Origin of the sequence: Pseudomonas folii, from assembly GCF_014357575.1 — a bacterium.
GTDB lineage: Bacteria > Pseudomonadota > Gammaproteobacteria > Pseudomonadales > Pseudomonadaceae > Aquipseudomonas > Aquipseudomonas folii.
In genome coordinates this window covers 1-23,201 of record NZ_JACONW010000096.1, presented here as the reverse complement: position 1 = coordinate 23,201, position 23,201 = coordinate 1, and the positions used below count along the sequence as shown (strand labels likewise).

The 23,201-nt window shown below is 57.9% G+C and carries 24 protein-coding genes; 12 read left to right on the top strand and 12 right to left on the bottom strand.

From position 1 onward, the window contains the following. Positions 1 to 206: 206 nt before the first annotated feature. The 3 genes from rsmB to def form a co-directional block, all read right to left on the bottom strand. Entirely contained in the window at positions 207 to 1,523 is a 1,317-nt protein-coding gene (gene rsmB, locus H8S59_RS18430; RefSeq protein WP_187522361.1) for a 16S rRNA (cytosine(967)-C(5))-methyltransferase RsmB, read from the bottom strand. After that, on the bottom strand, positions 1,520 to 2,479 hold the full coding sequence (gene fmt / locus H8S59_RS18425; protein WP_187522360.1) for a methionyl-tRNA formyltransferase: 960 nt from the start codon (positions 2,477 to 2,479) through the stop codon (positions 1,520 to 1,522). Before fmt ends, rsmB begins: the two co-directional genes overlap by 4 nt. Positions 2,480 to 2,623: 144 nt before the next feature. Beyond that, positions 2,624 to 3,130 (bottom strand): peptide deformylase, encoded by a 507-nt coding sequence (gene def / locus H8S59_RS18420; protein ID WP_095093142.1) that lies wholly within the window; start codon positions 3,128 to 3,130, stop codon positions 2,624 to 2,626. A 139-nt stretch (positions 3,131 to 3,269) separates the two neighbouring features. Between def and H8S59_RS18415 the strand changes: the two genes are divergently transcribed. The 3 genes from H8S59_RS18415 (at position 3,270) to tsaC (ending at position 6,126) form a co-directional block, all read left to right on the top strand. Continuing rightward, the gene (locus H8S59_RS18415) at positions 3,270 to 4,295 is read left to right on the top strand and encodes a LysM peptidoglycan-binding domain-containing protein (RefSeq protein WP_095093143.1); all 1,026 of its coding nucleotides are present in this window, start codon (positions 3,270 to 3,272) and stop codon (positions 4,293 to 4,295) included. A 123-nt stretch (positions 4,296 to 4,418) separates the two neighbouring features. Further along, positions 4,419 to 5,531, top strand: coding sequence for a DNA-processing protein DprA (dprA, locus tag H8S59_RS18410; protein ID WP_187522359.1), 1,113 nt, complete (start codon positions 4,419 to 4,421; stop codon positions 5,529 to 5,531). Positions 5,532 to 5,568: 37 nt separating this feature from the next. Then, entirely contained in the window at positions 5,569 to 6,126 is a 558-nt protein-coding gene (gene tsaC, locus H8S59_RS18405) for an L-threonylcarbamoyladenylate synthase type 1 TsaC (RefSeq protein ID WP_095093144.1), read from the top strand. A 166-nt stretch (positions 6,127 to 6,292) separates the two neighbouring features. Here tsaC and H8S59_RS18400 read toward each other — a convergent pair whose 3' ends face one another. Then, positions 6,293 to 7,270 (bottom strand): NADPH:quinone reductase, encoded by a 978-nt coding sequence (locus H8S59_RS18400; RefSeq protein WP_187522358.1) that lies wholly within the window; start codon positions 7,268 to 7,270, stop codon positions 6,293 to 6,295. Positions 7,271 to 7,444: 174 nt separating this feature from the next. Between H8S59_RS18400 and hemF the strand changes: the two genes are divergently transcribed. Beyond that, the gene (hemF, locus tag H8S59_RS18395) at positions 7,445 to 8,362 is read left to right on the top strand and encodes an oxygen-dependent coproporphyrinogen oxidase (RefSeq protein WP_187522357.1); all 918 of its coding nucleotides are present in this window, start codon (positions 7,445 to 7,447) and stop codon (positions 8,360 to 8,362) included. Between the two features lie 128 nt (positions 8,363 to 8,490). Then, complete coding sequence (gene aroE, locus H8S59_RS18390) at positions 8,491 to 9,312, top strand: shikimate dehydrogenase (protein WP_187522356.1); 822 nt, start codon at positions 8,491 to 8,493, stop codon at positions 9,310 to 9,312. On the opposite strand, the gene H8S59_RS18385 is transcribed toward aroE, so the two are convergent. From H8S59_RS18385 to betC, 3 genes are all read right to left on the bottom strand, one after another. Beyond that, a complete protein-coding gene (locus H8S59_RS18385) occupies positions 9,309 to 10,874 on the bottom strand; it encodes a SulP family inorganic anion transporter (RefSeq protein WP_095093148.1) in 1,566 nt (521 codons plus the stop codon). The two genes, aroE and H8S59_RS18385, sit on opposite strands and share 4 nt — an antisense overlap. Before the next feature lie 164 nt (positions 10,875 to 11,038). Continuing rightward, positions 11,039 to 11,965 carry a choline ABC transporter substrate-binding protein gene (gene choX, locus H8S59_RS18380; protein ID WP_187522355.1) on the bottom strand — a complete coding sequence of 309 codons (927 nt, stop codon included), beginning with the start codon at positions 11,963 to 11,965 and terminating at the stop codon, positions 11,039 to 11,041. Between the two features lie 34 nt (positions 11,966 to 11,999). Further along, complete coding sequence (gene betC, locus H8S59_RS18375; RefSeq protein WP_187522354.1) at positions 12,000 to 13,505, bottom strand: choline-sulfatase; 1,506 nt, start codon at positions 13,503 to 13,505, stop codon at positions 12,000 to 12,002. Positions 13,506 to 13,619: 114 nt separating this feature from the next. Between betC and H8S59_RS18370 the strand changes: the two genes are divergently transcribed. The 3 genes from H8S59_RS18370 to H8S59_RS18360 all read left to right on the top strand — a co-directional run bounded on the left by H8S59_RS18370 (position 13,620) and on the right by H8S59_RS18360 (position 16,371). Then, positions 13,620 to 14,570 (top strand): choline sulfate utilization transcriptional regulator, encoded by a 951-nt coding sequence (locus H8S59_RS18370; RefSeq protein WP_187522353.1) that lies wholly within the window; start codon positions 13,620 to 13,622, stop codon positions 14,568 to 14,570. A 389-nt stretch (positions 14,571 to 14,959) separates the two neighbouring features. Further along, positions 14,960 to 15,901, top strand: a complete 942-nt coding sequence (locus H8S59_RS18365) for a hypothetical protein (protein ID WP_187522352.1) — start codon at positions 14,960 to 14,962, stop codon at positions 15,899 to 15,901. A 137-nt stretch (positions 15,902 to 16,038) separates the two neighbouring features. Next, the gene (locus H8S59_RS18360) at positions 16,039 to 16,371 is read left to right on the top strand and encodes a DOPA 4,5-dioxygenase family protein (RefSeq protein ID WP_187522351.1); all 333 of its coding nucleotides are present in this window, start codon (positions 16,039 to 16,041) and stop codon (positions 16,369 to 16,371) included. 164 nt (positions 16,372 to 16,535) lie between these two features. On the opposite strand, the gene H8S59_RS18355 is transcribed toward H8S59_RS18360, so the two are convergent. From H8S59_RS18355 to trpB, 3 genes are all read right to left on the bottom strand, one after another. After that, positions 16,536 to 17,045 carry an anti-virulence regulator CigR family protein gene (locus tag H8S59_RS18355; protein WP_187522350.1) on the bottom strand — a complete coding sequence of 170 codons (510 nt, stop codon included), beginning with the start codon at positions 17,043 to 17,045 and terminating at the stop codon, positions 16,536 to 16,538. A 123-nt stretch (positions 17,046 to 17,168) separates the two neighbouring features. Beyond that, positions 17,169 to 17,981 (bottom strand): tryptophan synthase subunit alpha, encoded by an 813-nt coding sequence (gene trpA / locus H8S59_RS18350; protein ID WP_027901552.1) that lies wholly within the window; start codon positions 17,979 to 17,981, stop codon positions 17,169 to 17,171. Next, complete coding sequence (trpB, locus tag H8S59_RS18345) at positions 17,978 to 19,207, bottom strand: tryptophan synthase subunit beta (RefSeq protein WP_095093155.1); 1,230 nt, start codon at positions 19,205 to 19,207, stop codon at positions 17,978 to 17,980. The genes trpA and trpB overlap by 4 nt, the downstream gene beginning before the upstream one ends. Before the next feature lie 124 nt (positions 19,208 to 19,331). On the opposite strand from trpB, the gene H8S59_RS18340 reads away from it, so the two are divergent. Then, positions 19,332 to 20,231 carry a LysR family transcriptional regulator gene (locus H8S59_RS18340; protein WP_187522349.1) on the top strand — a complete coding sequence of 300 codons (900 nt, stop codon included), beginning with the start codon at positions 19,332 to 19,334 and terminating at the stop codon, positions 20,229 to 20,231. 8 nt (positions 20,232 to 20,239) lie between these two features. Here H8S59_RS18340 and H8S59_RS18335 read toward each other — a convergent pair whose 3' ends face one another. Further along, complete coding sequence (locus H8S59_RS18335) at positions 20,240 to 20,566, bottom strand: ElaB/YgaM/YqjD family protein (protein WP_095093157.1); 327 nt, start codon at positions 20,564 to 20,566, stop codon at positions 20,240 to 20,242. Between the two features lie 166 nt (positions 20,567 to 20,732). On the opposite strand from H8S59_RS18335, the gene H8S59_RS18330 reads away from it, so the two are divergent. Both H8S59_RS18330 and H8S59_RS18325 read left to right on the top strand, forming a co-directional pair. Continuing rightward, on the top strand, positions 20,733 to 20,948 hold the full coding sequence (locus tag H8S59_RS18330; protein ID WP_027901548.1) for a dodecin: 216 nt from the start codon (positions 20,733 to 20,735) through the stop codon (positions 20,946 to 20,948). 149 nt (positions 20,949 to 21,097) lie between these two features. Then, on the top strand, positions 21,098 to 21,322 hold the full coding sequence (locus H8S59_RS18325) for a DUF1161 domain-containing protein (RefSeq protein WP_027901547.1): 225 nt from the start codon (positions 21,098 to 21,100) through the stop codon (positions 21,320 to 21,322). 175 nt (positions 21,323 to 21,497) lie between these two features. Here H8S59_RS18325 and H8S59_RS18320 read toward each other — a convergent pair whose 3' ends face one another. Beyond that, positions 21,498 to 22,499, bottom strand: coding sequence for an LLM class flavin-dependent oxidoreductase (locus H8S59_RS18320; RefSeq protein WP_187522348.1), 1,002 nt, complete (start codon positions 22,497 to 22,499; stop codon positions 21,498 to 21,500). Positions 22,500 to 22,745: 246 nt separating this feature from the next. Between H8S59_RS18320 and H8S59_RS18315 the strand changes: the two genes are divergently transcribed. After that, positions 22,746 to 23,177, top strand: a complete 432-nt coding sequence (locus H8S59_RS18315; protein ID WP_087269543.1) for an OsmC family protein — start codon at positions 22,746 to 22,748, stop codon at positions 23,175 to 23,177. Positions 23,178 to 23,201: the final 24 nt, after the last annotated feature.

Sequence of the window (23,201 nt, the reverse complement as noted above, 5' to 3'; positions counted from 1 at the left end):
CAAACCTATGGAATTGCGTGAATCCTGTGGGAGCAGGCTGATGACGTGGGACCGGCTTCAGCCGGGAAAGCTGCCTGGCAGATACCACACACTCAGCGGCTGTTCCGGCCCCTTCCTGGCTAAAGCCGGTCCCACGTCGTCACATTGACTTGCGGGCAAAAATAGAATCTTCCACAAGAGATTGCATTGAATTTGAGTAGTGCGGATCAACCAGCGATCTTGATCAATTTGGCGTAATAGAACCCATCATGCCCGCCTTCCTGCGCGAGCAGTTGGCGACCGTGTGGCGGTTTCAGACCGGGCGGCTGCTGGCCGAGCTGACCGGCGATGTCCAGCTCACGTGCGCCGGAGGTGCGAGCCAGAAACGCCTCGATGACTTCTGTATTTTCCATCGGCAGTGTCGAGCAGGTGGCGTAAAGCAGAATGCCGCCGACTTGCAGCGTCGGCCAAAGGGCATCGAGCAGCTCGCCTTGCAGGGTTGCCAGGGCCGGAATGTCATCAGCCTGACGGGTCAGCTTGATGTCGGGATGGCGACGGATCACGCCGGTTGCCGAGCACGGCGCATCAAGCAGGATGCGCTGAAATGGCTTGCCGTCCCACCATTGCGCGGTTTCCCGGGCATCGGCAGCGATCAGTTCGGCGCTCAGGCCCAGGCGCTCCAGGTTTTCGCGCACACGTACGAGACGTTTGGCCTCCAGATCCACCGCCACGACGCCAGCCAGCGCAGGCTGCACTTCCAGCAAGTGGCAGGTTTTACCGCCGGGGGCGCAGCAGGCGTCCAGCACTCGTTGGCCCGGCGCCAGTTCCAGCAGATCGGCAGCCAGTTGCGCAGCTTCGTCCTGCACACTGATCCAGCCCTCGGCAAAGCCCGGCAGGCTGCGCACATCGCAAGGTTCGGTCAGCAGAATACCGTCCTGACTGAACGTGCAGCCGACGGCTTCAATATCGGCTTTGGCCAACAGTTCCAGGTATTGATCGCGGCTGTTGTGCCGGCGATTGACCCGCAGAATCATCGGCGGATGCGCGTTGTTGGCGGCGCAGATGGCTTCCCATTGCTCCGGCCAGGCCGCTTTCAAGGCTTTTTGCAGCCAGCGCGGGTGGGACGTACGCACCACCGGATCATGTTCCAGCTCGGCCAACAGCGCTTCGCTTTCACGCTGGGCACGACGCAGCACGGCGTTTAGCAGCGCCTTGGCCCAAGGTTTTTTCAGTTTGTCGGCGCAACCTACCGTTTCGCCGATGGCCGCGTGGGCCGGGATGCGCGAATACAGAAGTTGATACAAACCCACCAGCAGCAACGCCTCGACGTCGGCATCGGCGGCCTTGAAAGGCTTTTGCAACAGCTTTGCCGCCAGCGCAGAAAGACGCGGTTGCCAGCGGGCTGTGCCGAACGCCAGATCCTGAGTCAGGCCGCGATCACGGACTTCAACCTTGTCCATTTGCGTCGGCAGCGAACTGTTGAGCGAAGCTTTGCCGCTGAGCACAGCGGCCAACGCCTTGGCGGCAGCCAGACGCGGATTCATTGCGCGGTCACCTGCTGGCCCAGCAAGGTGCCAGTGGCGAACTTCTCGCGACGGCTGTTGAACAGGTCAGTGAAATTCAGTGGCTTGCCGCCGGGCAATTGCAGGCGAGTCAAACGTAGCGCGCCCTGACCACACGCGACGATCAGGCCATCCTTGCTCGCGTCGAGAATGACGCCCGGCTCGCCCTGCCCTTCAGCGAGGCTGGCGGCGAGGACTTTCAGGGCTTCGCCGTTCAGCGTGCTGTGGCAGATCGGCCATGGATTGAATGCGCGAACCAGGCGCTCCAGCTCTTCAGCCGGGCGCGTCCAGTCGATGCGCGCTTCATCCTTGTTGAGTTTGTGAGCGTAGGTAGCGAGATTGTCGTCCTGGATTTCGCCGACGAGCGTGCCGTCGGCCAGACCGGCAATGGCTTGCAACACAGCAGGCGGGCCCAGTTCAGCCAGGCGATCATGCAACGAGCCGCCGGTGTCTTCAGCGGTGATGGGCGTGATGGCCTTGAGCAGCATCGGCCCGGTGTCCAGACCCAGTTCCATACGCATGACCGTGACGCCGCTTTCGGCATCGCCTGCCTCTACGGCGCGCTGGATCGGCGCCGCACCGCGCCAGCGTGGCAGCAGCGATGCGTGGCTGTTGATGCAGCCCAGACGCGGAATGTCCAGCACGACTTGCGGCAGGATCAGGCCGTAAGCAACCACGACCAGCAGATCGGGCTTGAGCGCTGCCATTTCTTCTTGAGCCGCAGCGTCTCGCAGGGTCGGCGGTTGCAGCACCGGAATATCGTGTTGCACAGCTAGCTGTTTCACCGGGCTCGGCATCAACTTTTGTCCACGACCTGCCGGGCGATCAGGCTGGGTGTAGACCGCGATGATCTGGTGAGGGCTGTCGAGCAAGGCCTTGAGGTGTTCAGCGGCAAACTCTGGTGTGCCGGCGAAGACGATGCGCAGTGGCTCAGTCATGGGCTTCTCGTTGGGAAAGGGGGAATGGCGGGCTGAACGGGATCCTGTTGGAGCGAGGCTTGCCCGCGAAAGCGTCAGGTCAGATTAAGCATATGTGGACTGACACACCGCGTTCGCGGGCAAGCCTCGCTCCAACAGACTGAGTCAAGCGTTCTGCTTGTGCAGTTTTTCGAGCTTTTTCTTGATCCGGTCGCGCTTGAGGTTGGACAGGTAATCGACGAACAGCTTGCCGTTCAGGTGATCGCACTCATGCTGGATACACACCGCCAGCAGGCCTTCGGCGATTTCTTCGTAAGCGTTGCCGTCGCGGTCCAGTGCCTTGATACGCACTTTTTGCGGGCGATCGACGTTTTCGTAGAAGCCCGGCACCGAGAGGCAGCCTTCCTGATACTGATCCATTTCATCGGTCAGCATTTCGATCTCGGGGTTAATGAAAACCCTAGGGTCGCTGCGGTCTTCGCTGAGGTCCATGACCACGACACGCTTGTGAACGTTGACCTGGGTTGCAGCCAGCCCGATACCTGGCGCTTCATACATGGTTTCAAACATGTCATCGACCAACTGACGAATGTCGGCGTCTACTACGGCCACCGGCTTGGCGATGGTGCGCAGGCGCGAATCGGGAAACTCGAGAATGTTTAGGATAGCCATATACGTAAGAGCTGCACTTGTAGGGTAAAGTCAAAATCGGCTGCTAGGCTTTGGACGTTCAAGCGGGGCAACCATTTTCACACCGAGCCGGATAGGACTCTATGTTCACGCGAAGCAACATGATAAAGGGATTCACTGCATGAGGAAATCACTACTCGCCCTGCTGCTGTTGGCCGTGACCGGTCTTGTGCAGGCGCAAGTGCAACTCAGGGAAGGCCATCCCCAGCGTTATACCGTCGTTGCCGGTGACACGCTTTGGGACATTTCAGGCAAGTTTCTCAGCGAGCCCTGGAAATGGCAGGAAATCTGGCGCGCCAACCCGCAGGTCCATGACCCTGATCTGATCTATCCCGGCGATACCTTGACGCTGAGTTACGTAGACGGTCAGCCTCGCGTCACCCTCAATCGCGGCGCATCACGCGGCACCGTCAAGCTGTCACCACAGGTGCGCAGTACGCCGATGATTGAAGCGGTGCCGAGTATTCCTCTGGGCGCGATCAATGCCTTTCTGCTCAGCAACCGCATTGTGGACGCTCCCGAGCAATTCGAACGAGCGCCGTACATCGTGGCTGGCAATGCCGAGCGAGTGCTGAGCGGGATTGGCGACCGGATCTATGCCCGTGGTGCTCTGGACCCTGCGCATTCGGTCTATGGCATCTTCCGCCAAGGCAAAACCTACACCGATCCGGTCACTCAGGAAGTATTGGGGATTAACGCCGACGAGATCGGCGGTGGAGAAATTGTCGCGTCCGAAGGTGATATCTCCACGCTCATGCTGCAACGCTCGAATCAGGAAGTGCGTCTGGGCGACCGACTGTTCGCCAGCGAAGAGCGGGCAATCAACTCCAGCTTCCTGCCAAGCGAGCCGGGTAATCAGATCAACGGCTTGATCATCGATGTTCCACGTGGCGTGAATCAGATCGGCGTCATGGATGTCGTCACGGTGGATCGCGGCAAGCGTGACGGTCTGATCGAAGGCAATGTGCTGGCGATCTACAAGACGGGTGAGACTGTCCGTGATCGCATCACCGGTGAACAAGTCAAAATTCCTGACGAACGCGCCGGCCTGCTGATGATTTTCCGCACCTACGAAAAACTCAGCTACGGCCTGGTTCTGAACGCCAACCGTTCCCTGGCGGTGATGGACAAGGTCAAGAACCCTTAACGTCATGTTGCAGAATTAATACAGATTCTTGTCACGGTTTCACCAGTTATCAAATTGTTGTTAACAGAGTTATCCACAGGATTGGCCACCAATTTTGGTGCGCTGCAGATCAAGGAAGATCTTATGCCGCTGTTTGAAAAAGCTGCCCCTTCGCCTGCCGAACAGGAAGCGCGCCTGCGTTTGCATCGCTTGCCGGAGGTGGGGCCAAAGCGATTCTTCAAGTTGATCAATGCGTTCGGTAGCGCCTCTGCTGCGCTCAGCGCACCGGCCAGCGCGTGGCGTTCTCTGGGGTTGCCAACAGCGTGCGCCGAGGCGCGACGCGATCCGGATGTGCGCGATGGCGCCAGTGCTGCATTGGTCTGGTTAGAGCGTCCGGACCAGCATTTACTGATGTGGGACGATCCGCACTATCCGGCTTTGCTAGCGGAAATCCCCGATCCACCTCCTCTTCTGTTCGTCGCAGGCAACGCCTCGATCCTCGACCGACCACAGCTGGGGATGGTCGGCAGCCGCCGCGCTTCACGTCCGGGACTGGATACCGCGGCAGCCTTTTCCAAAAGTCTTGCAGGGGCCGGATTTGTCATCACCAGTGGTCTGGCGTTGGGCATCGATGGTGCTGCGCACCAGGCCGCTCTGGACGTCGGCGGCTCTACAATCGGCGTCTTGGGCACCGGCATTGAAAAACTTTATCCACAGCGCCACCGAGCGCTCGCAGCGCGGATGATTGCCGAGGGAAGTGCAGTGGTTTCAGAGTTCCCGCTGGACGCGGGGCCCACGGCCAGCAACTTCCCGCGGCGCAACAGAATCATCAGTGGTTTGTCCCTGGGCGTGTTGGTGGTTGAGGCCAGCGTTGCCAGCGGTTCTCTGATCACTGCCCGACTGGCTGCCGAACAGGGCCGCGAGGTGTATGCCATACCGGGTTCGATTCATCACCCCGGAGCGCGTGGTTGCCATCAACTGATTCGCGATGGCGCAGTGTTGGTCGAGACGGTGCACCACATTCTCGACGCATTACGGGGCTGGCAGGTGGTGGCGCCAACCGAAGTCGTGCAGACCGCTGAAGTCGCTATCGACCATCCCCTGCTGGCGTTACTGCATGCAGCGCCCCATACCAGTGAAGCTTTGGCGCACTCTACCGGCTGGGCCTTGCCGAAGGTGCTCGCTGCGCTGACGGAACTGGAGCTGGACGGACGCATTGCCTGTGAAGCAGGACGATGGTTTGCGCGCGCAGCCTGAGGTTAAACTGCCGACAATGTTTTAGCGGAGAGTGAAAATGGTCAGCAGTTGGCGAGTGCAACAAGCCGCCCGAAATATTCGCGCCGGTGCGGTCATTGCCTATCCAACCGAAGCGGTGTGGGGGCTGGGTTGTGATCCTTGGGATGAAGAAGCGGTTTACCGCCTGCTGGCGATCAAATCGCGGCCCGTGGAAAAAGGGCTGATTCTGATCGCTGACAACATTCGTCAGTTCGATTTCCTGTTCGAGGATTTCCCGGAGTTGTGGATTGATCGCATGGCCAGCACCTGGCCGGGTCCCAACACGTGGCTCGTGCCGCACCAGAACCTCCTGCCTCAGTGGATTACCGGTATTCACGAGACGGTTGCGCTGCGGGTTAGCGATCACCCAACGGTGCGAGAACTGTGTGCATTGGTCGGGCCGCTGATTTCTACCTCGGCCAACCCGGCAGGCCGCCCGGCTGCGCGCTCACGTCTGAGGGTTGAGCAGTATTTCCGCGGGCAGATCGATGGCGTGCTCGGCGGCAGCCTGGGAGGCCGCCGTAATCCGAGCGTGATTCGCGATATTGCTACGGCAGAGGTTGTTCGAGCGGGGTAACGATAGAGATGCTTCTGTAGGAGATTCCAGGTTTGCCACGCAACCTGACGTGGGACCGGCTTTAGCCGGGAAAGCGGTATTTCTGACGTCCCATTTCTGGGGATTGTCCCGGCCTCTTCCCGGCTAAAGCCGGTCCCACGTCATGTCACAGACGCTGCATTTCAAATCAAGGAATCAAGATACTCGAGCCAGTGGTGCGGCGGCCTGACAGTTCGATCTGCGCTTTGCCTGCATCCTTGAGTGCGAATTGCTGGATGTTATCCACCTTGATCTTGCCGCTGGCGAGCATGTCGAACAGTTCGTCGGCCATGCTTTGCAGGGTCTGTGGCGTGTTGGCGTAGCTACCCAAAGTTGGGCGCGTGACGTACAACGAGCCTTTACTGGCCAGAATCCCCAGGTTCACGCCTGCAACAGGTCCGGATGCATTACCGAAGCTGACCAACAGGCCGCGCGGTGCAACGCAGTCCAGAGAAGTCGTCCAGGTGTCCTGACCAACACCGTCATAAACCACCGGGCATTTCTGGCCGTCAGTCAGTTCCAGCACGCGTTTGGCCACATCTTCCTTGCTGTAGTCGATCACTTCCCAAGCACCCAGTGCTTTGGCGTGAGCGGCCTTCTCAGCTGAGCTGACAGTACCGATCAGCTTTGCGCCCAGCGCCTTGGCCCATTGGCAGGCCAGAGAGCCTACGCCACCGGCTGCGGCGTGGAACAGGATCGTTTCACCCGGTTTGACGACGTAGGTCTGACGCAGCAGATACTGCACGGTCAGGCCCTTGAGCATGATGGCGGCGGCTTGTTCGAAGCTGATCGCTTCCGGCAGATGTACCAGATTGGCTTCCGGCAAAGTATGCAGCTCGCTGTAGCTGCCCAACGGGCCGGTGCCGTACGCAACACGGTCGCCGACTTTGAAGCGGCTGACTTCGCTGCCCACGGCATCGACGATGCCCGCGCCTTCGTTACCCAGCCCGGACGGGAAGGACGGTACCGGATACAGGCCGCTGCGGAAGTAGGTCTCAATGAAGTTCAGGCCGATGGCCTTGTTGCGCACACGTACCTGTTGCGGGCCAGGCTGGGCCGGTTCGAAGTCCACATACTCAAGAACTTCCGGGCCGCCGGTCGTGCTGAACTGGATACGCTTTGCCATTTGTTCTCTCCATGATCAATCGAAACAGGAATGTGAAAGGGCTCTATCGGACTCCTTCGTTTGCGCTTCGTCAACTGCGGTCGATTGGCCACGGGTGTTATGCTACGCGCCAATTTCGCTGTGGCCCTTGAAGTCCGGGTGCCCAGCCGTTTGAAGTCAGTTAAAGAGGTCGCCATGTCTTCTAGCCGCACTGAGGCCGTCAAAGCCTATCTGCTCGATCTGCAAGACCGGATCTGTACTGCTATGGAACAGGAAGACGGTGATGCCCGTTTTGTCGAAGACGCCTGGACTCGCCCCGCGGGTGGCGGTGGTCGTACGCGTGTTGTCGAGAATGGCGCAGTGATCGAGAAAGGCGGCGTCAACTTCTCTCATGTCTTCGGCACCAGCCTGCCACCCTCCGCCAGCGCCCACCGGCCTGAACTGGCCGGACGTGGTTTCGAGGCGCTGGGCGTGTCGCTGGTGATCCACCCGCACAACCCTCATGTGCCGACATCCCATGCCAACGTACGCTTCTTCATTGCCGAAAAAGAAGGCGAGGAAGCCGTCTGGTGGTTCGGCGGCGGTTTCGATCTGACGCCTTATTACGGTGTCGAAGAAGACTGCGTGCATTGGCACCGGGTTGCCGAACAGGCGTGTGCGCCGTTTGGTGCTGACGTCTATCCACGCTACAAGGCGTGGTGCGATAGCTACTTCCACCTCAAGCATCGCAACGAGCCACGCGGCGTCGGCGGCTTGTTCTTCGATGATTTGAACCAGTGGGATTTCGACACCAGCTTTTCCTTTATGCGCGCGATTGGCGATGCCTTTATCAACGCTTATCTGCCCATCGTGCGTCGTCGCAAGGCAGACGCTTATACCGCGCAGCAACGCGAGTTTCAGGAATTCCGTCGCGGGCGTTATGTGGAATTCAACCTCGTCTACGACCGTGGCACGCTGTTCGGCCTGCAATCCGGCGGGCGTACTGAGTCGATCCTCATGTCGCTGCCACCGCAAGTGCGTTGGGGCTACGACTGGAAAGCCGTGCCGGGTAGTGAAGAAGCGCGCCTGACCGAGTATTTCCTGCAGGATCGGGACTGGTTGGCGTTGGGTTGATGATTATTTAGCGGTGAGCGAGGTCTCGGTAGGAGCCAACTTGTTGGCGAGGCGTTGTGTCAGGTGCACCGCCTCGCGAACAAGTTCGCTCCTACCGAGGCCGAATCTGAAATTAAACAGGAAACCCAATGGACCACTACGCCGTCTTCGGCAACCCCATCGGCCACAGCAAGTCACCGCTGATTCATGGCCTGTTCGCCGAACAGACCGGTCAACCGCTGGATTACCGCACGGCGCTTGCGCCGCTGGATGACTTCACCGCATTCGCCAAGGCGTTCTTCAACGAAGGCCGTGGCGCCAACGTGACAGTGCCGTTCAAGGAACAGGCTTATCGCATGGCTGACAGCCTGACCGAACGCGCCCGGCGTGCAGGCGCAGTCAACACCCTGAGCAAGCTGGCTGACGGCACCTTGCTCGGTGATAACACCGATGGCGCGGGGCTGGTGCGGGATCTGACGGTTAACTGCGGCGTGAGTCTGCGTGGCAAGCGCGTGCTGTTACTCGGTGCGGGCGGCGCAGTGCGCGGTGCGCTGGAGCCACTGTTGGCCGAGCGCCCGTCGGTATTAGTGATCGCTAATCGGACGGTAGAAAAAGCCGAGCTGCTGGCTCAGCAATTTGCTGATCTGGGCCCCGTATTTGCCAGCGGTTTCGATTGGCTGGAAGAGTCCGTGGATGTGATCATCAACGCCACCTCCGCGAGCCTGGCCGGAGAACTGCCGCCGATTTCGCCGAGCCTGATCGAGCCAGGTGAGACCTTCTGCTACGACATGATGTACGGCAGCGAGCCTACAGCCTTCTGCCGTTGGGCCGCCGAGCACGGCGCGGCGCAATCTGTGGATGGCCTGGGCATGCTGGTCGAACAAGCCGCAGAGGCCTTTCTGCTATGGCGCGGCGTGCGACCGGATTCAGCGCCGGTGCTGGCCGAGTTGCGCAGGCAACTCGCGGCTTAATCCTCGAACCGGATCGGACATTTCTCCCCTTCCAGCTTGCGCAGTTCATCAATCACCTGCGGCCGGGCCCGACGCAACGTCAGGGTCCGGCCTTGATCACGCAGGCGTCGGGCTTCCTGATGAAGCATCTCGACGCCGGAGTAATCGATGAAGTTAATGTGCTGCGCCTCAATGACCACGTGTTTGCCTTCTGTGCGCTGCAGTCTTGTCTGCAAATAGTGGCTGGCACCAAAAAAGATCGAGCCGCCAACGCGCATGATGTCTTCGTCACCGTCGCGCCATTGCTGCACGACGGGCTGTGAAGTGCGCTTGAGGTAGAAGAACAGCGACGCCAGCACCCCCGCGTAAATGGCGGTTTGCAGTTCGAGCAGTAATGTCGCAACGCAGGTCAGCGCCATGACCAGAAACTCTGAGCGACTGACCCGGTACAACGCGCGAATACCGCGCCGGTCCACCAGTCCCCAACAAATCAGCAGAATCGAAGCCGCCATGGCCGGGATGGGAATGTGCGCGATCAACGATGCCCCGGCGACGGCAAACAGCGCGACCCACAGGGCGGAAAATATCCCGGCCAGGGGGGAATTGGCGCCCGCTTCAAAGCTCAATGCCGAGCGAGTAAACGAACCTGCTGACAGAAAGCCCGAGAACAGGCTGCCTCCCATATTTGAAAGACCTTGAGCGCGGACTTCCTGGTTGGCGTCGATCAGTTGCTGGGAGCGGGTGGACAGGGAGCGTGAAATCGACAGGCTGTTGACCAGCCCGAGCATGCCCACCGCCACGGCGGATGGCAGCAGTTTGAGGATCAGTTCCGGATCCAGCGGCAGCGGGCTCAACGGCGGCAGATGCCCGACAAATGCGGAAACCACGCGAACATGGCCAAACATCGCAGGCCATAGCCAGACCAGCAGACTGGAGGCGATCAGTGTGATTAACAGTGTGGGCCAGCGCGGTACCAGCAGCTTGAGGACCATGCCGAGCACCAGCGTCAGCAAACCCAGTATGAGTGACGGCGTGTCCAGCTCGCCTCGATGCTCCAGCACCGCAATCAGGCTTTTCAGGGCGGTGGTCTGACTGGGTAAATCGATGCCGATCAGGTTGGGCATTTGCCCCAGAGCAATGACCACGGCAGCACCCAGGGTGAAACCTAGCACCACCGAATGGGAGACGAAGTTCACCAGCGCGCCGAAGCGCACCATGCCAAGCAATAACTGGAACAGCCCGGCAATGAACGTCAGCAGCAGAATCAGAGTGATGTAATCCTGACTGGCCGGGACCGCCAGCGGGCTGATGCTGGCGTAGAGCACGACTGAAATCGCCGCCGTCGGCCCGCAGATCAGGTGCCATGACGAGCCCCACAAACAGGCGATCATGACCGGCACTATCGCCGCGTATAAACCGTACTCGGCAGGCAATCCGGCGATCAGGGCGTAAGCAATGGACTGTGGCAAGGCCAGAATCGCCCCGCTCAACCCCACCAACGCATCACGACCCACGGTGGCGCGAGTCTGGCGGGGAAGCCAGGCAAGAAACGGCAGGAATTTATGGCGGTTGAGCCAACCCATGAAACGCTCTTTGAAGGATTGCGGAGGGGTTAGGGTGAAGTGTCAGACAGTTGGGTGCAAGGTTCTATGCATCTGTAGGAGCTGCCGAAGGCTGCGATGCGATATGTCAGGAATATTGCTTCGCAGCCTTCGGCAGCTCCTACAGGTTAGTGTGCTTAGCCCTTTTAGAGCTTCGCCTTCACCGCCGCCAGTGCATCTTTGTCATCAATGGTTTTCACGCCATCCAGCCATTTATCCAGCACGGCCGGGTTGGCTTTGATCCAGGCTTTGGCCGCGGTAGCGTTGGTGACTTTATTGTTGGTCACGTCGGCCATGATGCTGTTTTCCATCTCCTGAGTGAACGTCAGGTTGGTCAACAGCTTGCCTACGTTCGGGCAGGCCTCGGCGTAACCTTTGCGCGTCAGGGTGTGCACGGTGCCAGTGTCGCCGAAGTATTTCTCGCCGCCTTTGAGGTAATGCAGGCCTTTGATCTGCACGTTCATAGGGTGCGGCGTCCAGCCAAGGAACACCACGAACTGATCTTTTTTCACCCGGCGATTCACTTCAGCCAGCATCGCCTGTTCGCTGGATTCGACGAGCTTCCAGCTGCCCAGATCGAACTCGTTCTCCTTGATGATTTTCTGAATCGACAGGTTGGCGGGCGCGCCGGAGCCAATCCCGTAAACCTTCTTCTCGAACTTGTCGGCGAACTTGTTCAAGTCGGCAAAGTTGTGCACGCCCGCATCCCAGACATAATCCGGCACGGCCAGGGTGAATTCGGTGCCGTCCAGATTCTTCGCCAGTTGGGTGACATCCCCGGTCGCGACAAACTTGTCATAGAAACCCTGTTGCGCAGGCATCCAGTTGCCCAGGAAGACGTCCAGCTTGCCATCCTTGAGACCGCCGTAAGCAATCGGCACCGCCAGGGTATCGACCTTGGCTTTGTAGCCCATCCCGTCCAGCAGGAAGCCGGCAATGGCGTTGGTTGCAGCAATGTCGCTCCAGCCTGGGTCGGCCAGTTTCACTGTGCTGCAACTTTGCTCGGCAGCCTGTACCGCAAGGCTGCTCAACGCCATGACCCCAATCACGAGTGTTTTGGATAACGTCTTCATTAACTTCCCCTAGTTTTTTGATTTTTTGGCAGGGTCAAGGTTGTGGATAACGTGCCTTGCGCTCCAGATCGTCCAGATCAATGTGGTTGCGCATGTACTGCTGACTGGCGTCTACCAGCGGCTGGTGATCCCAACTCTTCAGCTTGCCGAGTGCCAGCGATTCGGCGACAAAACGCCGTCTGCGCTGGCTGGCGAGCACCTGGTGGTGTATCGCCGGTATATCCCATTTGGCCCGTGCTTCAGCCAGGAATTCATTGAACAGTTGCTGGTGAGTGTCCGACTGGCTCAGCTCTTCCAGTTCCTGTGGATCGTTATGGACATCGAACAGCAGACATGGGTCCTGCTCCGAATAAATGAATTTGTACGCGCCACGCCGAATCATCATCAACGGGCTGTTGGTACCTTCGGCCATGTATTCGCCAAACACTTCATCGTGGCCGCCCTCGCCCAGCAAATGCGGCATCAGTGACTGACCGTCCAGTGGCAAGCCATCCACCAGCTCGCCTTCAGCCATCGCGACAAATGTCGGCAACAGATCGGCGGTGGAAACCGCGGCGCCAACGCGTCCGGCCTTGTACTGGCCTGGCGCGTAAACCAGCAGCGGTACCCGAGCTGCCATTTCAAACCAGTGCATTTTGTACCAGAGACCCCGTTCGCCCAGCATATCCCCATGATCGCCTGAGAACACAATGATGGTGTCGTCCGCCAGACCGATCTCTTCCAGCGTCTGCATCAGCTTGCCGACATTGCTGTCGATGTAGCTGCAGGCGCCGAAATAAGCGCGGCGTGCGTCGCGGATTTTCTCCTCGGGCAACGGCTTGTCCCACAGATCATAGACTTTCATTAACCGCTGGGAGTGCGGATCCTGATCAGCCTGGTCGGGCTGATGCTGCGGCATCGGAATTTCTTCGTCGCTGTACAGATCCCAGAACGGTTTGGGAATGGTGTACGGGTCGTGCGGGTGAGTCATGGAGACCGTCAGGCAGAACGGTTGATCGCCGTCGTTACGCACGTGATCGAACAGGTATTGCTGGGCTTTGAAGACCACTTCTTCATCGAAGTCCAACTGATTGGTCCGCACGCATGGACCGGCCTGCAGCACCGACGCCATGTTGTGATACCAGGTCGGACGCACATCCGGCGCGTCCCAATTGACGGACCAGCCATAGTCGGCGGGATAGATATCACTGGTCAGGCGTTCTTCGTAGCCGTGCAGCTGGTCGGGCCCGCAAAAGTGCATCTTGCCGGACAGTGCAGTCTTGTAACCCAGACGACGCAGGTAATGGGCGTAGGTCGGAATATCGGCGGGGAATTCAGCGGCGTTGTCGTAAGCGCCGATCTTGCTGGGCAACTGACCGCTGACCAGCGTGAAACGCGACGGCGCGCACAGCGGGCTGTTGCAGTAAGCAGCATCGAACACCACGCCTTCAGCAGCGAGGCGACTCAGATTAGGCATCTTGATAGGAGACGAAGCGTAGAACGGCAACATCGGCGCGGCCATTTGATCGGCCATGATGAAAAGAATATTTTTGCGCTTCATGTATTCGCGGCATCCCATAGTGAATATTTATGCGAAAGTGCTGCGATTGAGGATGGGACCCATGGGATTTATGGTAAAGCCCATGCAAGGCAATGCCTAGGATAAGTGCAGCTTATGTTTGAATCGCTTGGTGAAATGTCGCTGGATCTGCTCTGGGCGTTCGAGGCCGCAGCGCGCCTGCGCAGTTTTACAGCTGCGGCTGTCGAGCTGGGCACCACTCAGCCCGCCGTGAGCCAGCAGATCAAACGCCTAGAAGAACAGCTGGCCACCCGGTTGTTTGATCGGATCTACCGTGGCATCGAGCTGACGGATGCGGGCGACATTCTTTTCAGCCACGTGCAGACCGGCTTGCAGTCGATGGACACAGGCTTGATCGCGATCACCCATCAGCATCAACACGAAGTGCTGCAGGTCGCCACCGACTTTGCTTTCGCGGCTTACTGGCTGATGCCTCGCCTGCATCGTTTTCACGAAGCTCATCCGGACGTGGACGTCAGCCTCGTCACCAGTGAGCGCAGCCACAGCATGCTGCGCGCCGATATCGACGTCGCCGTGCTGTTTGGCGACGGGCGTTTCAAACAAGGCGAGAGCCGCTGGTTGTTCAGTGAAGAAGTATTCCCGGTGTGCAGCCCGCAGTTACTGGCCGGGCGTGAGCCGCCGTTGCCCACTGATGTACTGCGAGAGTTTCCGCTGCTGCATTTACGTGGCGAAGGCAGCGCCAACTGGTTCGACTGGGGCGGCGTGTTCCGCGCCTTGAACATCCCCCAGGCCCCTGCTCCCGGGCAATTGCGGTTCGACAACTACACCTTGCTCATCCAGGCCGCGATAGCGGGCCAGGGCGTCGCCATCGGCTGGCGTCATCTGGTGGACGCCCTGCTTGATCAAGGATTGTTGTGTCGCCCTATCGACGGGACAGCGGTCTCCGCTTATGGCTATTACGTAGTACTGCCACAACGCAAACGGCGGGTGCAGATTGTTCAGCAGTTTGTGGATTGGCTGGAAAGTGAGCAGGCGCAGAGCGGGACTTCGTTGACAGGCAGGCCGTTGCCGTCGATTGCTGTTTAGCAGAGTTGTCTCTTGTGCGACTCGATAGTTCGTCCATGTTTTAGCTATATATTTTTTGTGGTCCGAACTTTCCTACGTTACTTTAGGACTTGACCTGTATTTACTTTTTGGCCCGCGTCGAGTTACTTGTGTTCCAAGGTTTTCAGATCTTGTATCTGAATTTTCTGGCTAAGGTAATTATATATGGCACACATAAAAGTAAAGTTGTTTATGTTGAGTGCATACGTTGTCCTTATCACCGCTATGCGCTGGACTTGGTACAGGGTGAAGATACGGGCTTGGTATTGGGTGTATAACCTAATAAGGGTAATCCTGATTTATTATATTTTAATTGGCTTGATTGGAATGCGAATGGGTTTTTTCGCTTAATTATATTTGTGAGATAAGAGATGGCTGAAAAATTAAACCCTAACGATATAAAAACACTAGAAATACTCCTTCAGTATGATTCTGCATCTAGTATGTATGCTTTTCTACAGATCAAAGGGTACAAATATGCAACATTAGCTGAGAGTGTCGTGACGGGAGGATCTGTATCAGGCAACGCCTCTATGAATTTCTTGCGGCTGACCGCGCGTGACGCTGGCAAGACGATTAACGAGTCGCGGATCTACAACGCAATGGCGCGGCAGTATCTCAGTACATTGTCCGCTCAGCTGGCGAGTCAAGGCTATGTTGATCGTGATATCAATCATCAGGAGGCATGGGCGTTTCACAACAAAGTGTTCTCTGCTGCTGGGCTCGGTCCAGATGCCTGGACTTTGAATTCGGTTTTTAAAGTCATGCCATCCGAATCGACGAGAGAAGCTTATTGGAACGAGGTACTTGCTAATACGGGTAATCCTATGGGCGAGGTACAGATGGCATTCCGTACAGAAACTTTTATGGGAACAGCATCTGTCATCGGATCGCCTGAAATGAAAGCCATTGCCGACGGGTGGCGGGCTCGGGTCGACACGTTGTCTACCTACAAGGCGGCTGCATCTGGATTTGGTGGCGCTGTGCAAAAACGCGTTGATGCTTTTTTCAATAATCTATCGCAAGAGGTCTTCGGTATTCCGTCGTCTGAGCTTCCAGTTATTGATCTTGGCGCGTTGCCGCCCCCCACTCCAACGCCAAGCCCAGCAGTGACTACCACGCCTACCCCGCCGGCTAGTCTGCCCCCTGCTCCTGTTGTTCCAAAGCCACCAGCCAAACCGCGTCAACGACCACGAGGTAAACGCAGACCGCAACACGGTCCTACCACGGGCCGTGGACATCCTGATAGTGGACATCATGGTGGCGGTTCAGGTGGCGGTGGCGGCGGTGGAGTTCTTACTATCAGAAACTGATAGCTCGCCCGTCACGGTTATTCCGTCACAAGTATTTTTGCATTCTGCTTGGAAATCGATTCTGGTCTGTGGATAACTCACTTAGCGAGTCAGAATAGCCCCGATAAACAGTATCCAGCCAACCGCAGGGAGCACATATGCCAGAGATTCAGGGCTATCACGCGCATGTCTATTTCGACGCTGACACCATCGAGCAGGCCCGGGCCTTGTGTGAGGCGGCGGTCGAGAAGTTTGGTTTGGCGATGGGCAGGGTTCACGAGCGGCCGGTCGGCCCGCATACCGACTGGAGTTGTCAGTTGGCGTTTGATCATCAGCAGTTTGCCGATGTCGTGCTATGGCTGGCGCTGAATCGCAATGGTCTGGTGGTGTTTACCCATCCGCTGACTGGCGATGAGCTGGCGGATCATACCGAGCATGCGATCTGGATGGGGGCGGTAAGGCCGTTGAATCTGGGGATGTTCAGGCGCTAATTCGAACTAAATCAGAACCTGTGGCTCTGACACCGCGCTGTCGTGCAGTAGACATTGGATCTGTAGGAGTGAGCTTGCTCGCGATTAGGTCTCTTGGCCGGCGAATTGATCGCCTGAACTGATGCCATCGCGAGCAAGCTCACTCCTACAGGTACAGGTTTTTGTTAATTCAAAACACCATCCAGAATCGCGTAAACAATCCCGGTGCCCACAGCGATCAGCACTACGTCGGTGCCCATACGGCGCCATTCGTAGCCATCGTAATGAGGCAGGTGTTGCAGCGAGCGCGAGTCCAGACGTTTGCCGTAACCCGGTGGCAATGGGTGGCCTTTGACCACATGAATGTTCGGCGGCAGCGGCTGACCACGGCCGATCACGTCGCGGTGCTGCTGGATGGTATTGCGCACGCTATCAAAATTTTCCGGTGGACGATTGCCGCCACGGTTGTCCTGATGCGCTTGCTGTTGCGGACGGTTGTCGTTGCCTGGGCCCGGGTTTTGACCCTGTCTGCCCTGCTCATGACCACCTTTGCTCTGCGGACCTGGACCTTGTTGCTGACCTTGACGGTTATCGTCAGGGCCGCCGCGCTGATCTTGCGGTGCTGCTTGCAACAGCGGACTGGCGCTGATCATCAAGATACCCAGCCCGGCAATCAAACGGTTCGGCAGTTTCATGTGGTGCTCCTGAAAAATTCAATGCAGCAAAAAGGGGTTCACGACATCAGTCCTGAACCCCTTTGCCTGACTACTTAGTACAGGCGTTTGCGCTTTGATTCCTCTGTATCAGGAACTTTACCTTCAGCTCACACGAGCTTTACGTACGCCTTCGGCCAAGGCCGCACACAGGCTCAATACGTCATCGACGCCCTGCTCTGGCGACGCAGCATTGGCGATCTTGTCCACCAGTGCCGAACCCACGACTACGCCGTCGGCGAGGCGAGCGATGGCCGCAGCCTGCTCCGGAGTGCGAATGCCAAATCCGACACAGATCGGCAGACTGGTATGACGATGCAAACGCTCGATTGCGCCTTCAACGTGCTCCATCGTCGCCGAACCCGCACCAGTCACGCCCGCCACCGACACGTAGTAGACGAAGCCGGAACTGCGCTCAAGAACCCGTGGCAGACGCGCATCGTCAGTGGTTGGCGTGGTCAGGCGGATGAAATCGATACCGGAAGCCTGAGCAGGCGTCGCCAGTTCGGCGTCATGCTCGGGTGGCAAGTCGACGATGATCAGACCGTCAACGCCGGCTTCGCTGGCGGCGGCGACGAATTTTTCCACGCCATAACGATGGATCGGGTTGTAGTAACCCATCAGCACGATCGGCGTGGTTTGATCGTCGACGCGGAACTCGCTGACCATCTGCAGGGTTTTCAGCAACGTCTGACCGGCGTCCAGAGCACGCAAGGTCGCGAGTTGAATCGCCACCCCGTCAGCCATCGGGTCGGTGAACGGCATGCCCAGTTCGATGACATCGGCACCGGCTGCTGGCAAACCCTTGAGCACTTTCAGCGAGGTGTCATAACCCGGATCGCCTGCGGTGACAAAGGTCACCAATGCCGCACGGCCTTCGGTTTTCAGCTGGGCGAAACGTTGTTCGAGGCGGCTCATACCAGCTTCTCCTGATTCTGTTCGGCAGCGGCCATGTGGTTCATGACGGTTTGCATGTCTTTGTCACCGCGACCCGACAGGCACACCACCATCAAGTGGTCGTCGCGCAGGTTAGTAGCGCGCTTCATGGCTTCGGCCAAAGCGTGAGCAGTTTCCAGTGCCGGGATGATGCCTTCCAGCAGGCAGCAATGGTGGAAGGCCTCGAGCGCTTCTTCGTCGGTGATGCTGACGTATTCGACGCGCTTCACTTCGTGCAGGTAAGCGTGCTCCGGGCCGATGCCTGGGTAGTCCAGACCGGCAGATATCGAATGCGCGTCAGTGATCTGGCCGTCGTTGTCCTGCAGCAAGTAAGTGCGGTTGCCGTGCAGTACGCCTGGCACACCACCGTTGAGGCTGGCGGCGTGCTTGTCGGTATCAACACCGTGACCACCGGCTTCGACGCCGATGATGTCCACGCTGCTGTCATCCAGGAACGGATGGAACAGGCCCATGGCGTTGGAGCCGCCCCCGACGCAAGCGATCAGGCTGTCTGGCAGACGGCCTTCCTTCTCCTGCATCTGGACCTTGGTTTCCTTGCCGATGATCGACTGGAAATCACGAACCATCGCCGGGTACGGGTGTGGGCCTGCCACGGTGCCGATCAGGTAGAAGGTGTCGTCAACGTTGGTTACCCAGTCACGCAATGCTTCGTTCATCGCGTCTTTCAGGGTGCCGGTGCCGGAGGTGACAGGGACGATTTCAGCGCCCAGCAACTTCATGCGGAATACGTTGGCTTGCTGACGCTCGATGTCGGTGGCGCCCATGTAGATCACACATGGCAGGCCAAAGCGTGCAGCGACAGTAGCCGTTGCCACGCCGTGCATGCCTGCGCCGGTTTCGGCGATCAGACGCTTTTTGCCCATGCGCTGGGCCAGCAGGACCTGGCCGATGCAGTTATTGATCTTGTGCGCGCCAGTGTGATTCAACTCTTCGCGCTTGAAGTAGATTTTGGCGCCGCCGCAGAACTCGGTCAGACGCTCAGCGAAGTACAGAGGGTTTGGACGACCAATGTAATCACGCTGGAAATAGGCGAGTTGCTCGACGAATTCCGGGTCGGCTTTGGCAGCTTCGTACTCGCGATTCAGGTCAAGCACCAGTGGCATCAGGGTTTCGGCAACGTAGCGGCCGCCGAATGAACCGAACAAGCCGTTGGCGTCTGGGCCGCTGCTGAAGTTGGTCTGGGTCATGTGACCTCCAGGGTCGATAAGCGAATGAGTGAGCCGGATCGGCAATGAACATACTTTAACCAGCGCCAACCCATCTGAAAACCGATAAGATCTCTGCAACCTGTCAGGAAAACTCACAGATACCATGAGCCACGACCTTCCTCCGCTAAATGCATTGCGAGCCTTTGAGGCCACTGCACGTTTGAACAGCGTCAGTCAGGCGGCCGAACAGCTGCACGTGACTCACGGTGCAGTAAGCCGGCAACTGAAAGTCCTTGAAGAACACTTGGGCGTCGCCTTGTTCGTCAAGGATGGACGTGGCCTTAAACTCACAGATTCAGGCATTCGCCTACGAGACGCCAGCGGCGACGCGTTCGACCGCCTGCGCGCCGTGTGTGCCGAGCTCAGCAAGGGCAATGCGGATGCCCCGTTTGTGCTGGGCTGTTCCGGAAGCTTGCTGGCGCGCTGGTTTATTCCGCGTCTGGGGCGGCTGAATGCGGACTTGCCGGATCTGCGTCTGCACTTGTCAGCGGGTGAAGGTGACCTGGATCCGCGTCGTCCCGGACTGGACGCGCTACTGGTATTCGCCGAGCCGCCGTGGCCGACGGACATGCAGGTCTTCGAGCTGGCGAGTGAGCGAATCGGGCCGGTGTTAAGCCCGCACTTCGCACGTTACGCGCAATTGCGGCAGGCACCGGTAGAAGACTTACTCGAAGAAACCCTTCTGCAAACCACGTCGCGGCCGCAAGCCTGGCCCAGTTGGGCACAACAAAACGGCATCGACCCGAAAGCGCTGCAATATGGGCAGGGTTTTGAGCATTTGTATTATTTGCTGGAAGCGGCCGTGGCTGGCCTGGGAGTTGCGATTGCACCTGAGCCGCTGGTGGCGGATGACCTGCGGGCTGGTCGCCTGGTTGCGCCATGGGGTTTCAGCGAAACCCCGGCGCAACTGGCGTTGTGGGTTCCCAAACGTGCCGCTGATGGGCGCGCTCAATCATTAGCCAACTGGTTAAAAAATGAGCTGAAACGTTCGGGAAGGCCCTGAGCGTCTAATCAGTTGCCGCGTTTGAACAGCAGGTAGGCAGCCAGCAGGCCAACCGCGCCCACTGCAACACCGGCAGTAGTCCAAGGGTGCTCTTGCGCGTAGTCGCGGGTAGCAACGCTGGTTTCGCGGGTTTTGACTTTCACGTCTTCATACACATCGCTCAGCAGGCTGCGCGAGTGGCTCAGCGCGCTTTCAGCGTTGGCTTTCAAATTTTTGAGGGTCTTGCGCGATTCGTCCGACGCGTCGGATTTCAAGCCTTCAAGTGCTTTCAACAGACTTTCGATTTCCGCTTCCATGCTTTGAAGCGAGGCTTTACGAAGTGAAGTGCTAGCCATGATGTTTCTCCTGCGATGGTGAGTGGCATGTGTTGTTTCCGACTACGGGCTTTTCAGAAAGTGCGTTTGTGTTTTCGCAAAATGCTGAACTTTTATGCCGCTTTTCCCCACAGAGGTAGGGAGCGTGCCCACTGCAGCGCTCGTAATGACCCTTAGGAGAACTGCCATGACTGATCATCACACCTACAAGAAGGTCGAGCTGGTTGGCTCGTCTACCACCACCATCGAAGACGCGATCAACAACGCGTTGGCCGAGGCGAGCAAGAGCATCAATCATCTGGAATGGTTCGAAGTGACTGAGACTCGCGGTCATATTGAAGATGGCAAGGTTGCGCACTTCCAGGTCACCCTGAAAGTAGGCTTTCGGATTGCCAACAGCTGATCATCGCTGAACTTTCGCACTGGCTGATTGCCATATCCTCCGCTACACAGATAGAGCCCGCTGTTGCGAACAATCGTCGGCGTGGTTAATTCTTTCAGGTCGTTTGCCATGTAGATGACCTGATTTGGCCTGACGAAGGAGTTTGACCAATGAAGAAGTTTCTATTGGCGGTAGGTTTGCTGAGCATCGCCGGGACCACCCTGGCGGCTGGCAAACCGTGCGAAGAGTTGAAAGCGGAAATTGACGCAAAGCTTCAGGCTAAAGGCGCTTCGTCCTACACGCTTGAAGTCGTCGACAAAGGCAGCGTGACCGACAAGAAAGTTGTCGGCAGCTGTGAAGGCGGCGCCAAGGAAATCGTGTATCAGCGCGGCTGATCTGATTGCGGATACAAAAAAACCGACTCGTTGAAGTCGGTTTTTTTGTTTCTGTGGCTAACCTTTTGCCCTGTAGGAGTGCACGAGCACCGCGAGGCAGCGATAGCGGTTTGCCTGATACACCGCCATCGCGGCCTCGCGGTGCTCGTGAGCTCCTACAGGTGCAGCGTCGCCCTTAGCCTTTTGCAGCCTCGGCCAGAATTTCATACGAGCGCAAGCGATCCGCATGCTCATACATATCGCAGGTGAAGATCAGCTCATCGGCATCTGTCTGCTCCAGCAACACGTCCAGCCGGGCCCGGATTTTTTCCTTGCTGCCAACCATCGCCAGGCCGAGGAAGTCGCTTACCGCTTCACGCTCATGAGGCAGCCACAACCCTTCCATGCTCTTCACGGGCGGCTTTTGCATCAAAGTCTGACCGCGCATCAGCGATAGAATCCGCTGATACAGCGATGTCGCCAGATACTCTGCATGCTCGTCCGTATCGGCAGCCACCAGCGGCACACCGAGCATCACGTAGGGCTTGTCGAGTACGGCTGAAGGTTCGAAGTGATTGCGATAAACCCGAATGGCTTCGTGCATGTAGCGCGGCGCGAAGTGTGACGCAAAGGCATAAGGCAGACCGCGTTGCCCGGCCAGTTGCGCACTGAACAGGCTTGAACCCAGCAACCAGATCGGCACATTGGTGCCAGTGCCCGGGACGGCGATGACTCGCTGATCGGGTGTGCGTGGGCCAAGGTAGGCCATCAGCTCAGTCACATCTTCAGGGAAGTCATCGGCGCTGCCAGAGCGCTCGCGCCGCAGTGCGCGAGCGGTCATTTGATCGGAACCCGGCGCTCGGCCCAGACCCAGATCGATACGCCCCGGATACAGGCTTGCCAGCGTACCGAACTGTTCAGCGATCACCAGTGGCGCGTGGTTGGGCAGCATGATGCCACCGGCACCGACGCGAATGGTCGATGTGCCGCCCGCCAGATAGCCCAGCAGGACCGAAGTCGCCGAACTGGCGATGCCATCCATATTGTGGTGTTCGGCCACCCAGAAGCGGTTGTAGCCCAGCTTTTCAACATGCTGAGCCAGGTTCAATGAGTTGCGCAGAGATTCTGCAGTGCCTCTGTCGTGGCGTACGGGCACCAGATCAAGTGTGGAAATCTTCACATCAGCTAAACGTTTCATAGGTCGTCAACGATCCTCGAAAATGTTTTTGCAGGCTTGGCGCATGACCCGTCTGATGGAGAAAACGCTGATGACCGAAACCCGCGGTTGTTAAAGAGGATAAGGGCATATGCCTCAGATTCAATCCCTAAAGTAGAAAAATGCTACTTTATTTTCGGATCCTTCCCACAGTTGAACTTTCCAGACCGAGCTATCCTCAGAAACCTTAACCCCGTGCGAAACCGCACTTATCCATGAGGAGACACCATGAGCATTGTCAAAAAAGCATCGGCCCACTGGGAAGGCGACCTGAAGACTGGCATCGGCAGCATCTCCACTGAAACTGGCGTATTGCGTGAAGCGCCATACGGCTTCAAGGCTCGTTTCGAAGGCGGCAAAGGCACCAACCCTGAAGAATTGATCGGCGCAGCGCATGCTGGCTGCTTCTCCATGGCGCTGTCGATGATCCTGGGTGGCGAGAACCTCACCGCTGAAAGCATCGACACGACTGCAGACGTCACGCTCGACCAGGTTGATGGCGGCTTCGCGATCACTGCAGTTCACTTGACGCTGAAGGCCAAAGTGCCGGGCGCGACTCAAGAGCAATTCGACAAACTGACCACTGCGGCCAAAGAAGGCTGCCCGGTGTCGAAAGTCCTGAATGCAAAAATCACTCTGGACGCTACGCTGCTTAGCTGATCGGGCCAGGATAGATGATTGACC

Coding starts and splice junctions, on each gene's coding strand:
- rsmB (WP_187522361.1), bottom strand. CDS start 1,523: ATGAATCCGCGTCTGGCTGCCGCCAAGGCGTTGGCCGCTGTGCTCAGC.
- fmt (WP_187522360.1), bottom strand. CDS start 2,479: ATGACTGAGCCACTGCGCATCGTCTTCGCCGGCACACCAGAGTTTGCC.
- def (WP_095093142.1), bottom strand. CDS start 3,130: ATGGCTATCCTAAACATTCTCGAGTTTCCCGATTCGCGCCTGCGCACC.
- H8S59_RS18415 (WP_095093143.1), top strand. CDS start 3,270: ATGAGGAAATCACTACTCGCCCTGCTGCTGTTGGCCGTGACCGGTCTT.
- dprA (WP_187522359.1), top strand. CDS start 4,419: ATGCCGCTGTTTGAAAAAGCTGCCCCTTCGCCTGCCGAACAGGAAGCG.
- tsaC (WP_095093144.1), top strand. CDS start 5,569: ATGGTCAGCAGTTGGCGAGTGCAACAAGCCGCCCGAAATATTCGCGCC.
- H8S59_RS18400 (WP_187522358.1), bottom strand. CDS start 7,270: ATGGCAAAGCGTATCCAGTTCAGCACGACCGGCGGCCCGGAAGTTCTT.
- hemF (WP_187522357.1), top strand. CDS start 7,445: ATGTCTTCTAGCCGCACTGAGGCCGTCAAAGCCTATCTGCTCGATCTG.
- aroE (WP_187522356.1), top strand. CDS start 8,491: ATGGACCACTACGCCGTCTTCGGCAACCCCATCGGCCACAGCAAGTCA.
- H8S59_RS18385 (WP_095093148.1), bottom strand. CDS start 10,874: ATGGGTTGGCTCAACCGCCATAAATTCCTGCCGTTTCTTGCCTGGCTT.
- choX (WP_187522355.1), bottom strand. CDS start 11,965: ATGAAGACGTTATCCAAAACACTCGTGATTGGGGTCATGGCGTTGAGC.
- betC (WP_187522354.1), bottom strand. CDS start 13,505: ATGAAGCGCAAAAATATTCTTTTCATCATGGCCGATCAAATGGCCGCG.
- H8S59_RS18370 (WP_187522353.1), top strand. CDS start 13,620: ATGTTTGAATCGCTTGGTGAAATGTCGCTGGATCTGCTCTGGGCGTTC.
- H8S59_RS18365 (WP_187522352.1), top strand. CDS start 14,960: ATGGCTGAAAAATTAAACCCTAACGATATAAAAACACTAGAAATACTC.
- H8S59_RS18360 (WP_187522351.1), top strand. CDS start 16,039: ATGCCAGAGATTCAGGGCTATCACGCGCATGTCTATTTCGACGCTGAC.
- H8S59_RS18355 (WP_187522350.1), bottom strand. CDS start 17,045: ATGAAACTGCCGAACCGTTTGATTGCCGGGCTGGGTATCTTGATGATC.
- trpA (WP_027901552.1), bottom strand. CDS start 17,981: ATGAGCCGCCTCGAACAACGTTTCGCCCAGCTGAAAACCGAAGGCCGT.
- trpB (WP_095093155.1), bottom strand. CDS start 19,207: ATGACCCAGACCAACTTCAGCAGCGGCCCAGACGCCAACGGCTTGTTC.
- H8S59_RS18340 (WP_187522349.1), top strand. CDS start 19,332: ATGAGCCACGACCTTCCTCCGCTAAATGCATTGCGAGCCTTTGAGGCC.
- H8S59_RS18335 (WP_095093157.1), bottom strand. CDS start 20,566: ATGGCTAGCACTTCACTTCGTAAAGCCTCGCTTCAAAGCATGGAAGCG.
- H8S59_RS18330 (WP_027901548.1), top strand. CDS start 20,733: ATGACTGATCATCACACCTACAAGAAGGTCGAGCTGGTTGGCTCGTCT.
- H8S59_RS18325 (WP_027901547.1), top strand. CDS start 21,098: ATGAAGAAGTTTCTATTGGCGGTAGGTTTGCTGAGCATCGCCGGGACC.
- H8S59_RS18320 (WP_187522348.1), bottom strand. CDS start 22,499: ATGAAACGTTTAGCTGATGTGAAGATTTCCACACTTGATCTGGTGCCC.
- H8S59_RS18315 (WP_087269543.1), top strand. CDS start 22,746: ATGAGCATTGTCAAAAAAGCATCGGCCCACTGGGAAGGCGACCTGAAG.